Origin of the sequence: Allomesorhizobium aridi (genome assembly GCF_043769475.1) — a bacterium.
Classification (GTDB): domain Bacteria; phylum Pseudomonadota; class Alphaproteobacteria; order Rhizobiales; family Rhizobiaceae; genus Allomesorhizobium.
In genome coordinates this window covers 3,029,331-3,044,148 of the sequence record NZ_CP171729.1, presented here as the reverse complement: position 1 = coordinate 3,044,148, position 14,818 = coordinate 3,029,331, and the positions used below count along the sequence as shown (strand labels likewise).

10 protein-coding genes are annotated in these 14,818 nt (G+C 63.1%); 6 read left to right on the top strand and 4 right to left on the bottom strand.

Annotation, left to right across the window (positions count from 1 at the left end; all coding sequences use genetic code 11):
- Positions 1–282: 282 nt before the first annotated feature.
- Positions 283–1,296 carry a LacI family DNA-binding transcriptional regulator gene (locus tag ACG873_RS16910; protein ID WP_394893240.1) on the bottom strand — a complete coding sequence of 338 codons (1,014 nt, stop codon included), beginning with the start codon at positions 1,294–1,296 and terminating at the stop codon, positions 283–285.
- Between the two features lie 204 nt (positions 1,297–1,500).
- Between ACG873_RS16910 and ACG873_RS16905 the strand changes: the two genes are divergently transcribed.
- The 5 genes from ACG873_RS16905 to ACG873_RS16885 all read left to right on the top strand — a co-directional run bounded on the left by ACG873_RS16905 (position 1,501) and on the right by ACG873_RS16885 (position 8,672).
- Complete coding sequence (locus ACG873_RS16905; protein ID WP_394893239.1) at positions 1,501–2,592, top strand: ABC transporter ATP-binding protein; 1,092 nt, start codon at positions 1,501–1,503, stop codon at positions 2,590–2,592.
- Positions 2,589–3,506 (top strand): carbohydrate ABC transporter permease, encoded by a 918-nt coding sequence (locus ACG873_RS16900; protein ID WP_394893237.1) that lies wholly within the window; start codon positions 2,589–2,591, stop codon positions 3,504–3,506. Before ACG873_RS16905 ends, ACG873_RS16900 begins: the two co-directional genes overlap by 4 nt.
- Positions 3,507–3,510: 4 nt before the next feature.
- Positions 3,511–4,359: a carbohydrate ABC transporter permease gene (locus tag ACG873_RS16895; RefSeq protein ID WP_394893235.1), complete on the top strand. Its 849-nt coding sequence runs from the start codon at positions 3,511–3,513 to the stop codon at positions 4,357–4,359.
- A 72-nt stretch (positions 4,360–4,431) separates the two neighbouring features.
- Positions 4,432–5,751: an extracellular solute-binding protein gene (locus ACG873_RS16890; RefSeq protein ID WP_394893233.1), complete on the top strand. Its 1,320-nt coding sequence runs from the start codon at positions 4,432–4,434 to the stop codon at positions 5,749–5,751.
- A 146-nt stretch (positions 5,752–5,897) separates the two neighbouring features.
- Positions 5,898–8,672 (top strand): glycoside hydrolase family 2 protein, encoded by a 2,775-nt coding sequence (locus ACG873_RS16885; protein WP_394893231.1) that lies wholly within the window; start codon positions 5,898–5,900, stop codon positions 8,670–8,672.
- Positions 8,673–8,752: 80 nt separating this feature from the next.
- Here the strand turns inward: ACG873_RS16885 and ACG873_RS16880 are convergent, their stop codons facing one another.
- From ACG873_RS16880 to ACG873_RS16870, 3 genes are read right to left on the bottom strand one after another with little or no spacing between them, the layout of a single operon-like run.
- On the bottom strand, positions 8,753–9,562 hold the full coding sequence (locus ACG873_RS16880) for a galactosyl transferase (protein WP_394893230.1): 810 nt from the start codon (positions 9,560–9,562) through the stop codon (positions 8,753–8,755).
- A complete protein-coding gene (locus tag ACG873_RS16875; protein WP_394893228.1) occupies positions 9,559–10,563 on the bottom strand; it encodes a polysaccharide pyruvyl transferase family protein in 1,005 nt (334 codons plus the stop codon). Before ACG873_RS16875 ends, ACG873_RS16880 begins: the two co-directional genes overlap by 4 nt.
- Before the next feature lie 52 nt (positions 10,564–10,615).
- The gene (locus ACG873_RS16870; RefSeq protein WP_394893226.1) at positions 10,616–12,100 is read right to left on the bottom strand and encodes a lipopolysaccharide biosynthesis protein; all 1,485 of its coding nucleotides are present in this window, start codon (positions 12,098–12,100) and stop codon (positions 10,616–10,618) included.
- A gap of 386 nt (positions 12,101–12,486) precedes the next feature.
- Here ACG873_RS16870 and ACG873_RS16865 point away from each other — a divergent pair, with 386 nt between their 5' ends.
- A complete protein-coding gene (locus ACG873_RS16865; RefSeq protein ID WP_394893568.1) occupies positions 12,487–14,772 on the top strand; it encodes an acyl-CoA dehydrogenase in 2,286 nt (761 codons plus the stop codon).
- Positions 14,773–14,818 lie beyond the last annotated feature (46 nt).

The following is a 14,818-nucleotide window of genomic DNA, read 5'->3' as shown; positions in this document are numbered from 1 at the left end:
ACATTTACCAATCTTGTCCCGGTCTCATGCAAGGCAGCTAATCAGCGAAACGTATTCGACACAATCATTTATTAGATCGGGATTTCCGGCAATCTCACCTTGGCTTGGGCTCGGAGACGCGGGAGACGTTCTGCCTCGGGGATCGATTTCAGGCCATGGCTCCAGCGCGAAGTCGACCTCCGCCTATTGCACGGAAGGTTCTGACAACCAGGTCGTTCCTGGGGAAACCTGGAGCTTCGCCGTGCAAACCATCCGCGCGTTCAACTCCAAAGTGCTTGGCCCTCACACGGGCACCCTGAGGTATGTCCCGACTGACGCCCGTTCGACAAGCGCGCATTCCATCTTGTATTTGCGCCATTTGCGCGCCGCGCTCAGCGTCGCTCTGTTGTCGAGGAGCTGACTGACCGCCCAGCGCGCCATGGCGTCGTGGGGAAGGTCCACCGTGGTCAGCGGCGGATCGAGATAGCTCGATATCTCCTCGTCGTCGAAACCGACCACCGAAATGTCTCGAGGGATGCGCAGGCCCCGTTCCCGGACCGCCTCGTAGGCGCCGATCGCCATACGGTCGTTGAAGCAGAAGATCGCGGTGGGAGGATTTCGCATGGCGAGCAGCTCGCGCGTGGTGGTGCGGCCGCTCGGCACCGTCCAGCCGCCTGGGCGCAGGAGATCGGGATCGAACGGAACATCCCAGGTGGCGAGCGCCTGGCGATAGCCATGAATGCGATCGCCGCTTGCCTCGATCCAGGATTCCCCGCCGATATGGGCGATCCGACGGTGTCCCGCGCGCAAGAGCGCTTCCGTTGCCACCTGGCCACCCGCGACATCCCCAGGTACGACGGAGGGATAGGATCCGTCCTTGTCGTAGCAGTTGAGCAGGACGGTCGGGATCGTCCGCAGCCGCTCCGGCGGCTCGGCCAGCCTGGTGAGCAGGCTCGTATAGAGGATGCCGACGAGCCGCCGGCCGGCAAGGACATCAAGGGCCGCCTCCTCGAGACTCCGGTCGCCGCGCGTCGAGAAGGTGGCTACTACGCAATCGGCATCGGCCGCCTCGTCGCGCGCGCCCTCAAGGAACGGAGCGGCAAACGGCGTGGAGGTCAGCTCGTCTATAAGCAGCCCGATGACCGGCACGTTATGGTCGCCGGGAGGATGCAGCGGATGCTTGCGGTAGCCAATCTCCTCGGCCGCAGCCAGCACGCGCTTTCTGGTGTCCCAGGCAATCCTGGCGTTCGACACGTTGTTGAGCACGAACGAAACGGTCGCCTGCGACACGCCCGCGCGCTTGGCGACGTCGATCATTGTGGGGCGTTTTCCGGTGGGGTTCACCTGTCTGCTCGCTCGTGGCTTTACCCGGCTTAGCGAATGACGGCCTCGGCCACAATTGCTCGGCGCGCCGGGCACTCTAGTTCCAATATCTGAATCTCGGCTTGACGTATGCTAATATTATAAGCAATAAATTTTAGCAACGCAGCTGAAGCTGCATTGCCTCAGGGAGGAGGCTAGATGGCAAGCGTAGTGCTGAGGGACATCACCAAGCGCTATGGCGTCTTCCAGGCGCTGCATGGCGCCTCGCTTCGCATTGAGGATGGTGAGTTCATCGTCTTTGTCGGCCCGTCGGGCTGCGGCAAGTCCACACTTCTGCGCATGATCGCGGGGCTGGAATCCATCACCAGTGGCGAGATCCTGATCGACGGCGAGCGTGTCAACGAAACCCCTGCGCGCCATCGCGGCGTCTCGATGGTGTTTCAGAACTACGCGCTCTATCCGCATATGACGGCGGCCGAGAATATGGGCTTCGGCCTCGCCAATATCGGCACGCCGAGGGCGGAGATTGAAACCCGGGTGGGGGAGGCGGCCCGTATCCTGCGGATCGAACCGCTCCTCAAACGCAAGCCCCACGAAATGTCCGGCGGGCAGCGTCAGCGCGTCGCCATCGGGCGCGCCATCGTGCGCAAGCCCAGAGTGTTCCTGTTCGACGAGCCGCTGTCCAATCTCGATGCCGCCTTGCGCGTACAGATGCGGGCGGAACTCGCGCGCCTCCATCAGAGCATCGGGGCGACGATGATCTATGTCACCCATGACCAGGTGGAGGCCATGACGATGGCCGACCGGATCGTCATCATGCGAGAGGGCCATATCGAACAGGTCGGCGCGCCCCTTGATCTTTATCGAAACCCGAGAAACCTGTTCGTTGCCGGGTTCCTCGGCAGCCCGAAAATGAATTTCCTCGAAGGCCGCGTGGAGGAGGTGAGTGCCGGCCGCGCGATGGTCGATGTCGGAGCCGCAGCTTCCCTTGCCGTGCCGGTGGGCCGAGCGATCGAGCCCGGGCCTGTAACCGTCGGCATCCGCCCGGAACATCTGAGGCTCGTATCGAACGGCTCGGGCGAACTCGCCGGTCGGGTGGATGTCGTGGAGCAACTCGGGAACTCCACGCTCCTCTACATCGATCTCGGCAGCAGCCAGGCACAGGTTGTGGCCGAAGAAGGCGGTGACTGCCCGGCGCGTCTGGGCGAGACGGTCAAGCTTGCCGTCACGCCCGCGTCCGCCCACCTGTTCGACGCGCGTGGCGAAGCCGTTGCGAGGAGCGTCTCATGACCATCACCACAACGGTCGCGCCGACTCTCGCCGAACGGCCTTCCGTCGTCACCGGCCGCAGCAATGCCTGGACTGCTTATCTCTTCCTGGCGCCGTTTCTGCTCGTCTACCTGGTCTTTCTCGTCTATCCGCTCTTCAAGGGCTTCTGGATCAGCCTGCACGATTGGGAGCTCGTCGGCGGCTACCGCGAATATATCGGCTTCCTGAACTACGAAGACCTCTGGTACGACCCGCTCTTCTGGCGCACGGTCCGCAACACGCTCACCTTCGTGGTGCTTACGGTCCCGGCCATGACCGTCCTGTCGCTGGCGCTCGCCCTGGGGGTCAACCAGGGCACCCGGATCCATGGGGTCCTGCGCGGCATCTTCTTTGCATCCAGCGTCTTCTCGGTCAGCGTCGTCACGCTGGTCTGGCAGATGGTGCTCAATGGCGACCGGGGACTGATCGCGCATTTCCTGCGCTCGCTCGGCATGGCGCCGATCGATTTCCTGGGACACTCGTTCTGGGCCATGCCGTCGCTCGTGGTGACGACGCTCTGGTGGGCAGTGGGCCTCCCCATGGCGCTGTTCCTGGCCGGGCTGCAGCAGATTCCCGGAGAACTTTACGAAGCGGCCGAGCTCGACAATGCGTCGCGCTGGACGGTGCTCACAAAAATCACGCTGCCGGCAATCCGCCGCACGGTGATGCTCGTCGTGGTGCTCCAGATCGTGCTTCAGTTCCAGGTCTTCGGCCAGGCGCTGCTGATGACCCAGGGCGGCCCCGGCGACCGCACGCGCACCCTCGTCCAGTACATCTATCACACGGCTTTCCGCGACTGGCAGGTCGGTTACGCCTCCGCAATGGCGTTGCTGCTTTTCGCGCTGATGTTCTTAGCCTCGATGCTGCAGCTCTATATCGGGCGGCGGGAGGATTGAACCGATGAGCCTCGGCGCCACAATGCAGGGACAAAGCCGCTGGTTCGATCGAGTCATCCTGCTTGTGCTCATCGGCTTCGCGGTCCTGTGGCTCGTGCCGGTGATCTGGATCGTCGTGATGTCGTTGAAGCCTAACGACGTCTTGATACGCTCGACGGCAGGTTTCCTGCCGATCCCCTTCACTCTGGAAAACTATGCGAACCTGCTGCGCGTCTCGACCGTGCCCAACTGGCTCGTCAACAGCCTGATAGTTGCCACGGCGATGACGTTACTCACGCTCGTCGTCTCCTCGCTCGCAGGCTATGCCTTCGCCCGGCTCGATTTTCCGGGCAAGCGGATCGTCTTCGTGCTGGTGCTGGCCGGGCTTATGGTGCCGGAGCAGGCAGTATTTATTCCGCTGCACACGATGTTTTCGGACTGGGGCATGCACAACACCCACGTGGCGCTCACCATGCCGCGCGTGGCGGTGCCGATCGGCGTCTTTCTCATGACGCAATTCTTCAAGGCCGTGCCGCGCGAGCTGGAAGAGGCCGCCGAGCTCGACAATGCGAGCCGCCTGACGGTCTTCTGGAAGATCATGCTGCCGCTGTCGCTGCCGGCGCTGACAACGCTCGGCCTCTTCACGTTCCTGCACGCCTGGAACGATTTCCTGTGGCCGCTCGTCTCCGCCACGGAGACGAATATGTACACTGTGACGGTCGGCCTTGGTTCGATCCAGGGCAATTTCGCTCAGTCCGAAGGGCTCGGTTCGATCATGGCTTCCGCCGTCTTCGCCAGCGTGCCGGTCGTCCTCATCTACCTGATCTTCCAGCAATACATCGTTCGCGGCGTGGCGATGGGCTCGACGCGATGAGTTCGAACGCGGCCGACGAAAGCCGCACCAGAAAAGCCCGGCGGAAGCCGGACAACACAGGAGGAGATCCCCATGCGAAATACCCTTGCCGCCCTCTTGGCGGGCACCGTGCTGGCGCTCGGCCATGTCGCCCCTGCTCAGAGCGTAGAGATCACGCTGCTGCGCTTCTTCGGCGACTGCGCCGGCGAGTACTCGAACGTGACCGACCTTGATAAGGCCGTGGGTGAATGCGGCATTATCCAGGTGCTCACCAACAAGTTCAACGCGGAGAACGATCTCGGCGCTACTGTGCGTACGCAGACCGTCGAGTGGGGCACTTACTACGACCAGCTTTCCGCCACCTATTCGACCGGCAGCATTCCCGACGTCGCGGTGATGCACCGCAGCGTGCTGCCCAATTTCACGACGCGCAAACTCGTCGAGCCGCTTGCGGACGGATTTGCCGAAGTTGGCGTGGATACTAATGATTTCGCGCCGGCGGCTCGCGAGGCGGTCACCGTCGGCGACACGATCTACGGCCTGCCGTTCGACCTGCACGCGCTGCTGTTCCACGTCAACATGGACCTGATGGAGCAGGCGGGCGTCGTCCAGAACGGCGAGCCGGTGCTGCCGAAAAACCCGGAAGAGCTCCTGCAGCAGGCCAAGCAGATGAAGGAGAAAACCGGCAAGAACTATTTCGCCATGGAATCGGGCGCCGCGGAATTCATGCCCGTCCGCCTCTTCAACAGCTGGGTCTGGCAGCAGGGGCAGGATGTGATCGCCGCCGACGGATCGGCCGCGAGCCTCGATACAGACGCCGGCCGGGCTGCGGCTAATCTTCTGGCCGGCCTCTACAGCGAGGGGCACATCAACTCCGCCCTCGACTATGCCGCCGCCGAGCAGGCATTCCTGGCCGGAGAGGCCGCAATCCTCATCAACGGAACCTGGGTAGTGGATTCCTACTCCACCCAGGCAGAGAGCGGGCAGGGCGGGTTGAAGAACTACCGCGTCGCCAATGTGCCTAACCTGTTCGGCCAGGACGCCGTTTGGGCCGATAGCCACTTGTGGGTGATGCCGGTCGACCAGAGTCGCCCGGACGAGGAGCGCAAGGCAGCATTGGCGTTCCTCGCCTTCCTCAACGAGCACAATTACGACTGGTCGCGTACGGGACATCTCGCCGTTCGCACCTCGGTGCTGGAATCGGAGCAGTTCAAGGCGCTGCCGCAGCGCTCGAACTATGCCAAGACGTCCCAGATCGCCCGGGCGCTGCCCGCCATTCCCGGACAACGGACCATTCAGGACATCATGGTGAGCGAGCTGAGCGCCATATGGCTTGCCGGCCGGTCGGTCGACGAGGTGCTGCCCAGCATGCAGCAGCGCGTGGAACAGGCGCTGCGCCGTGCCCAGCGCTGACGCATAGTTTGCGCAGCCCTCTCGGGAGGTTGCACAGCGCCGTCCAGCCGGCGCTTGGCTTCCGGGATGATCAACCAGCCCGCCGGGAACCAAACTTTCCCGGCCCCGGCGGGCTTTTTCCAACAATCCAAACTGTAGCGATGCCGATGCCCGACGAAACCCCCGACCTGCGCTCTACCCTCTCCCTCGACGGACCCTGGGAATTCCGTTGGGGTGAAAAGGGAAAGACCCGCACCGCGAATGTGCCGGGGCCGTGGCAGGCCGAGTTCGATGATTTGCGCTGGGCGGCGGGCACCGGCGTCTACACCCGCTCGGTGGACGTGCCGGCGGAGTGGCGTGAGCGCGAGGTGGCGCTCTGCTTCGGCGCCGTCAGCGACCGTGCGGTAGTCTACTGGAACGGCGAGGAGATCGTCCGGCATGAGGGCGGCTATCTCCCATTCGAGATCGTCATCCCGCAGCATCTCTTGCGCGAGGTGAACCGGGTCGAGGTCCACGCCACGCTGCCCAAGGCCGACGACGGCCTCTATCCAGGCTACTCCTTCGCGGAAGTCCCGCACGGCAAACAGAGCTGGTACGGTCCACTCGGCGGAATCTGGCAATCGGTGCGGCTGGAAGTTCGCGACCCGCGCCACATCCGGCGCATCAAGCTGGTGCCGGACCTTGCGAGCGGTCGGGTCGAAGCGGAGATTGCGCTGGCAGGACCGTCGAATAACGCGATCCTCCGGCTGAGAATACTCGACCAGCGTGGCAGTATCCTCACGGAACAGGAAGTGCCCGCATCGGGAACCGCGAAACACGTTCTGACGGTGTCCTCGTTCTCGCCATGGTCACCGGATAGTCCGGTCCTCTACGAGTGCCACGCAGAGCTGGCCGTAAACGGCACCGTCATCGATCGCGTGGCGGACAAGTTCGGTTTCCGCCGCTTCGAGGCCCGCGACGGCCGGTTCTATCTGAACGGCGAACCTTTCTACCTGCGCGGAGCCCTCGACCAGGATTATTACCCGCAAGGAATCTGCACGCCGCCTTCGGTGGAGTTCCTCGAAGACCAGTTGCGCAAGGCCAAGGAACTCGGCCTCAATTGTCTGCGCTGCCATATCAAGGTTCCCGATCCACGTTACTACGAAGCCGCCGACCGGCTTGGCATGCTGGTCTGGACGGAAATCCCGAACGTCGCCCAATTCACCGAGCGTTCTGGCGAGCGCCTGGTGAATACGATGAAGGGCATTCTGGAGCGCGACTTCAATCATCCCTCCATCGTCTGCTGGACGATCATCAACGAGGATTGGGGAACGCGGCTGACCGAAAATCCCGATCATCGTGAATGGCTCAAGAAGACCTTCGACTGGCTGAAGGGAGCCGACCCGACGCGGCTTGTCGTCGACAATTCCGCCTGCATCCCCAACTACCATGTGAAAACCGACGTAGACGATTTCCACTATTACCGCTCGGTGCCGGAGCGCCGGGCGGAGTGGGACCGGCTGACGGAAGAGTTCGCCGGCCGCCCCGCCTGGTCGTTCAGCCCGCATGGCGATGCGGAGCGCACCCGGCGTGAGCCCTTGGTCGTCTCCGAATTCGGCGTCTGGGGCCTGCCCAATCCAGCCGACCTTCGCAACGCTGAAGGCGCCGACCCGTGGTGGTTCGAGGCTGGCCAGAACTGGGGCGACGGCGTCGCCTATCCGCACGGCATCGAGCAACGCTTTTCGGCGTGCGGCCTTGATCAGGTCTTTGCCTCCTTCAACGACTTCATCAGCGCGGCGCAGTGGTACCAGTTCGAAAACCTAAAATATCAGATCGAGTCGATCCGTACCCATGCCTCGATCGTGGGCTATGTCGTCACCGAGTTCACCGATGTCCATTGGGAGTCGAACGGCCTGCTTGACATGGAGCGCAACCGCCGCGTCTTTCATGACCGGTTCGGCGAGATCAATGCGGACACGGTGATCGTGCCCATGCTCGATCGCCGTGCTCATTGGGCGGGGAACACCCTGCGCTTTGCACCCCGCATTGCTTCGGGCGGCAACGCCGTTCCGGAGGGCGCCAGGCTCGAATGGTCGCTTGCCGGTTTCGATCTCAAGGGCAGCATTGCCATAGGTCCGGTCGCGCCGCTTTCGACAGCCGACGCGGACGAAATCGCCTTGACCCTGCCCGCTGTGGACGAAGCGCAGATGATCCGCCTCGACATGCGATTGCTGGACGGCGGCGAGGAGTTGTCGCGCAACAGCGTGGACCTCGCGCTCTACCCGAAGCACAGCAGTGACCGCCTCCCGAGCGTGGCGACACCAGATCGCAACCTGGCCGATTATCTTGCCGCGCTCGGCTTTCAGGTGACCTCACCGGAGACAGCGGATGTCGTTGTTGTCCGTTCCCTGTCCAGGGACGACATGGAAGCGATGCGTCGCGGCGCGCGCTATCTAGTACTGGCCGACGGCAGCGTGGAAACCAACGGTACGCTGCGGTCGGACCCGCCGCCGCGCGAGCAGCCCTTCATGCCTGTCGTCGACGATATTCCAGGCATTCCCGCGGGCTCGCACCACCGGGAGCCTGCGATTGCACTGTACAAGCGGGAAGGCACGATCTGGCGCGGCGATTGGATAGCGAGCTTCTCCTGGATCCGCCGGCGCGGCGCGTTCGCGCGGCTGCCGGGTGGGCCGCTGCTCGATCTCTCCTTCGACCGCGTCGTGCCGCATCACGTCATGACAGGCTTCCGCCGCTGGGAGTATGACGCGCGCATTCACGCCGGCCTCGTGGTGGGCTGGCTCCACAAGCCGGCCGCCACCATAGTCGAGCGTCCGTTCGGCGCCGGCGGGCTGGTGGCAACCACCTTCCGGCTGACCCAAGATCAGCCGGGCGAGGATCCCGTGGCCGCCACGTTGCTCTCGGCCCTGCTCGAAACGGCTGGCGGCTTCTCCGACCATCCATAGAGACGCCAGAGCAGTGGTGACGCCTTCGTAGCGGTACGTCGCGCGGTTGGCTTGTTCTTCATTCCGCTCGCAGCGCTCGGCTAGGCGGGATTGCCGAAAAACTCACGCTTGGCGGTCTCCCCGACCGGCCGGAGCCTGCCCAGATTGCGAAGCAGCCGTCTCGGCCGCTTCATCGCCTCCCAACTCAGGAAATACTTGACCAGGAGGCTCGGCGCCTTGCTGTGCGACCCTTTGTGCGCGACGCGGTATACGGCGCCGCGAAACGGCAGCGGCGCCAGCGGCGTGCCGCGCCTGGCGAGGATGTCGGCAATGCGGACATGACTGCCCAGCATCGACTTGATCCAGTCGAGCGAGGCATCCTCGAATTGTTCCGGCATGCCATATAGGTCCGACCGGACGATCAGAGACGTTCCGCAGAGATGGTTGAACTCGTCGTATCCGAGCAGGAGCCTGCCGCCGTCGTCCCAGATATATCCGCGGTCGATGGTCCATCCGTTCGCGTCCGTATTTTCCGCCACATGCTGGACGATACGGGCGCTTACGAAATCGTCGTCGTCGACGATCATGAAGAAGCGGCTGTCGCGCGCACTGAGCATGCCCATCAGTACGCGGCGTCCCTTGTCGGCGCGGAACGCGTCGTAGATCTCGTCGAGGCTGGCGGTGCCGAGCTCGTGCATGCCGTTCGGCGGAAAAGCGACGCGCACGACGCCGAAGCGTTCCGGCAGGTCGGGCAGATCGGCGCCCTCGTTCGCCACGATGATCCCCCGCCAATCGCCGTTCGTCTGGTTCGAGATCGAGGCAATGGTTTGGACGAGGTTCGCCTTGAGCAGGCCCCAGTCGCGGGCATTGTCCTGATGGCGGACGGGAATGATGAAGGTGACGAGGCTCATCGAATTGCACCTCCGCCGGCCTGGCTGCGCGTCCAGGCGATTCCGTCGTCGAGCGACGCCGCCTTGTAAGACAGGCCGCTTCCGCCCGAGAACGCGGTCATGAACCGCCCTACCTTGCCGTAGCTGTTGTCCAGCACGGCATGCGGCCGCCCGAGCAGCAGCGCGCAGATGTGGACGTGCAGGCGATCGGTGACGATCGCGCGCCCGCGCGAGATCTGGCGGATGCCGCGCCGCAACCTGGCCTTGGCCGCTGCGTCCAGCTTGGCGTCCTTGATCCGCTCGGGATCGAGTGAAGCGCCCTTCGCGGCGCCGAGCGCCTTGGCGATACGGACGGAGGTGCGCGACTCGGTGATCCAGTCTTCCACGGGAATGTCGGGATAGGCGGAAAAATCGTAACTCGACGCCTTTTCCCGGTCCGTGCGCAGCATGGCCAGAACCGGGAATTGTGCCGCCGACAACGGCCGGATCGGGCCGATGCAGAACGCCATGTCCGGACAGAGCCGCACCTGGCAATCGAAATGCGTCTGCGCGAACTCTCTGGATTCCTCGTCGCGCACGAGCAGTACGAAATTCTTGTGGCGCGCGATTGCCCGCGCCATCCGGTCGGCGCCCTCTTGCGACTTGTAGTGAATGGATTGCGGAAGCTGCATCACGAGACGGCCCGGCCAACGCTCCAATATGCTCTCGCGAAGCTCCTGATGGCCCGGCCAGATGTCGCCGAACGTTCCTCCTCCGGTGATGAGGATCGGCCCGGACGGCATCGCCTCGTCGAGCTTGTCGTGGGAGTGATTCTGCAGCGCCGAAATGTATGACGGGGTCTTGTTGAATCGCGATGAAAGATAGGCCATCTGCCCGAGCCAGATCGCGGAATCGCCGACATTTTTGTAATCCGGGAAGTCGACCATCGCCACCGGCTCGTCGGCGGAGATACAGTCCTTCAGGCAATCGTGAATCATGTCCTGCAATTTGGCGATCAGGACCAGAGTTGAGTCTGCGGTCATCCGTTATATTCTCCGTCCGAGTGGCAAGGGTGTGCGGCGCGAATGCCGATCTTCAGGCGGGGCGAACTTTCGACAGGATTTTGCCCAGGATCTGGAGGACCTCGGTCTCGGGGCCGGCCGGTCGCTTCATCGATATCCAGAGCAGCAGGCTCGACCCGCAGTACAAAAGTCCGCCCAGCGAAACGAGGCCCGCAAGATGCAGCGCGAGCATGGCGTGGTCTGCCGTGTGAGGCAGAAATCGCTGGGCGAGCGACACGCCTGCCGCCATAACCGCGACGCTTGTGAGCGAGCGCATATTCGCAAAGAATTGCTTCAGCACCGTGACGCCGATAAGGCGGCGCACAAGGATCATATTGACGAGCGCGCCGAGCAGTCCGGTAAACACGCGGCCGATGATAACCCCCGGAAGCCCGGCGAGCATCAGGCCCGCGATTATGATCGGAACCCGGACGAACAGCATCTGTGTGTCGCGGATGAACAACAGCCGCGTCTCGCCCTTGGCCATGCCGAGAGGCTGCACAAGCGAACCCAGCGTCTGGAGCGCGTAGACCGAGGCGAGCGCCTGGATGATGAAGATCACCGGCAGCCATTTCTCCCCCAGCGCCAGCCTGACCAGCGGATCGGCTATCACCGCGACCCCGATGCCGGCGGGAAGCGCAACCGCGGCTATCAGCGCCTGCGCGCGCTGATAGGCGGCGGCGAGGCGCGGGGGATCGTCGCGTATGCTGGAGAAGCCGGGGTAGATCGTCTGGGTGAGCGGCATGGTCGCTTCGCGGGTCGGCATCATGGCCAGATTGCTGCCGACCGAATAGTAGCCGAGCGCCGGCGCGCCGAGCATCTTGCCGACCAGCAGATAATCGAAACGCCAGTTGAGCGTGTTGACGATCTGGCCGGCCGTCAGCCACGCGGAAAAGGAAAAGAATTCCCGCATGTGCTGGAAGGTGATTCTCGGCCGGAACGGCAGCACGAGATAGGAGACGATGACGTTTGTAGCCTGGCTCACGAGCGTCCCGATCACCAGCGCCCAGTAGCTTTGGTAGATCATTGCGATCGCCACTGCGGCGACGAAACCCGTAAATTTCTGCGAGACGGCGAGAACGAATTCCTGCCAGAAGATCAGGTCGCGCTGGAACATGATCCGCCGCGGATTGGTCAAGCCGCCCAATAGTATGCTGAAGCCCAGCGCCAGCATGACGCCGTACAGTCTTGGTTCTTCGAACAGCACCGACGCCGGATAAGCGCAGGCCGCAAACAAGGCGCAGAGAAGCAATCCGCGCGCGGCGTTGAGTGTCCAGGCGGCGCTGAAATGCGATTTGTCGGGCGCGTGATGACGAATAAGCGCTTCGGAGAGCGAAAGCTGGGTGACCGTCTCGACGATCAAAAGCATGGTCGTGGCTAGTGCGACAAGGCCGAAATCGGATGGCGCCAGATACCACGCCAGCACGAACGTGCTCAACGTCGCCAGCACGTTCACGATCGCCCGGGACAGGCTCAGCCACATGCTTCCCTTGATCAGTCGCCCGGTGATGCTGGTCATACTACGAAATTTGCCATGACGTTTCGGGCTACGTGCCCCCACGGACGAGACCGCCGGGAGAACGGCTTCCTCAAATCGACGTTCATGAAATCGATGTCCGCCAGTGCCAAACCGTACTCCAATCGGAACTGATCGCGGCGGGCAATCCGCACGTCCGGAATCCTCGCACTCAGCTGATGGTGCTTGCCGATCATGCCGCTGACCGAAGCCGCCGCAATTTAATTGCGCCTATGCTGCACTGCAATAGGGGCGTGATCACGGTTGATTTCAGGTTCTTTCGTCAGCGCCAGCGGAAGCGTTCCGAAACGCGAAGTCGCAGGCCGGAACTGATCGCGATACGCGGCATTCCAGCTATTATGGGCATGAGGAACGGGAGGCGTTTTCCGATGAGCCTGCGCACTTTCCGCCGCGACTCCATCACCAGGCCGATCTTCAAATGGGCCTCACGCGTCGTGCCGCCGATCTCCGAGACCGAGCGGGACGCCATCGATGCGGGCACGGTGTGGTGGGACGGCGAGCTTTTCACCGGCAATCCCGACTGGAACAAGCTTCTCGCCATGCCGCCCGCCAAGCTGTCCACCGAGGAGCAGGCCTTCATGGACGGGCCGGTGCGCGAACTCTGCGCCATGGTCGACGACTGGAAGATCAATTGGCAGGACCGCGACCTGCCTCGCGAGGTCTGGGACTTCCTGCGCGAGAAGAAATTCTTCGGCATGATCATCCCGAAGAAATATGGCGGGCTCGGTTTTTCCAATACCGCGCATTCGGAAGTCGTCCGCACCGTCTCCTCCTGCAGCGTGGTGGCCGGCGTGACGGTGATGGTGCCGAATTCGCTGGGTCCCGGTGAATTGCTGATGCATTTCGGCACCGACGAGCAGCGGGATTACTGGCTGCCAAGGCTCGCCGATGGACGCGAGATCCCTTGTTTTGCTCTCACCTCGCCGGATGCCGGCTCGGATGCGGCAGCCATGACCGACACGGGCATCGTCGAATATGGCGAGTGGGAGGGCGAGAAGGTTCTGGGCGTCAGGCTCAACTTCCACAAGCGTTACATCACGCTTGGCCCGATCGCCACCGTGACTGGCCTCGCTTTCAAGATGTACGACCCGGAAAATCATCTGGGCCGGGGGGAGGAACTCGGCATCACAGTTGCACTTCTGCCGACGTCGACGCCGGGCGTGACGTATGGCGAACGACACATTCCGCAATTCACCCATTTCCAGAACGGGCCGCTTTACGGGAAGGATGTGTTTGTGCCGCTCGATCGGATTCTGGGCGGCGAGAAGCAGATCGGCGAGGGCTGGAAGATGCTGATGACGGCGCTTGCCGCCGGCCGCGGCATTTCGCTGCCCTCGCAGTCGGCGGCGGCCGCCGCCATATGCGCGCGCGCCACCGGAGCCTACGCGCGGGTCAGGACGCAGTTCGACGTGCCGATCGGCATGTTCGAGGGCATCCGGAAGCCGCTCGCCGACCTTGCCGCCAATGTCTATCTGATCGACGCCGCAAGACGGCTCACCATTGCCGCTCTGGACGAAGGGCACAGGCCATCGGTAATTTCGGCAATCATGAAGTTCCACGCCACCGAACGCATGCGCCAGTCGGTCGAGAAGGCGATGGACATTCACGGCGGCAAGTCGATCATCGACGGCCCGAAGAATTATCTCGGCAGTCAATACAGGTCGGCTCCGATCGGTATCACGGTCGAGGGCGCCAACATCCTCACGCGCAACCTGATGATATTCGGGCAGGGGGCGGTCCGCTCGCATCCTTACATGCTGGAGGAAATGCTGGCGCTGGCCGACGAGGACGAGAAGAAGGGCCTGGACACGTTTGACCAGGTATTTTGGCCCCACGTCGGGCATGCCTTCGCCACCGCTGGGCGGGCCTTTGTGCGTGGCTGGTCCGGCGGGCGGGTCGGGCCGGCTCCGGATGGGGCGGCGATGCCTGGCTATTGGAAACAGCTCTCGCGGTATGTCGCGGCCTTCGCACTGCTCGCCGATTTCTCGTTGCTGACGCTGGGCGGCGCACTCAAGCGCAAGGAGATGATCTCGGCCAGACTGGGCGACATCCTGTCGGAACTCTACCTGCTCGGCGCGGTTCTGAAGCGCTTCGAGACGGAGGGACGGCATGAGGAAGACCGGCCGATCGTCGACTATGTGATGCGCCAGGGCCTGGGCCGCATCGCGGCCGCCTTCGCCGGCGTGCTCGACAATTTGCCGGCGCGCTGGGCGGCTTTGCTTGTCAGGCTGCTCGCCTTTCCCGTGGGCATTCCCGCTCCGATGCCGTCCGACAAACTGACGAACGAGGTGGCTGAAACGCTGATGAAGGATACGCCCCAGCGCGACCGGCTGACGCCGGACATCTATCTCGGCGACGGACACAAGGAGCACCCGCTGAAGGATCTCGAGCAGGCTTTCAGGCTTGTCACCGCCGCCGCACACATCGAAAAGAAGATGCGCGAGGAGCATGTGCGAGACCCGAAGGACGCCCGCGACAAGGGCGTCATCAGCGCGGCGGAGTTCAAGCAGCTTGCCGAAGCCAAGGCCGCCGCGGAACGCGTTGTGGCCGTCGACGCCTTTCCCGTGGAAGAGGTATCGCCGATTGCGGCGCAGCATCGACGGAAAAAGGCGGCGCGCGACAAGCGCTCCGCGCGCTCCGAGGCTGCGGAATAGAGGCGAGGGCGTCGAAAAACACTTCGTTCATCAATACGGTCGGGCA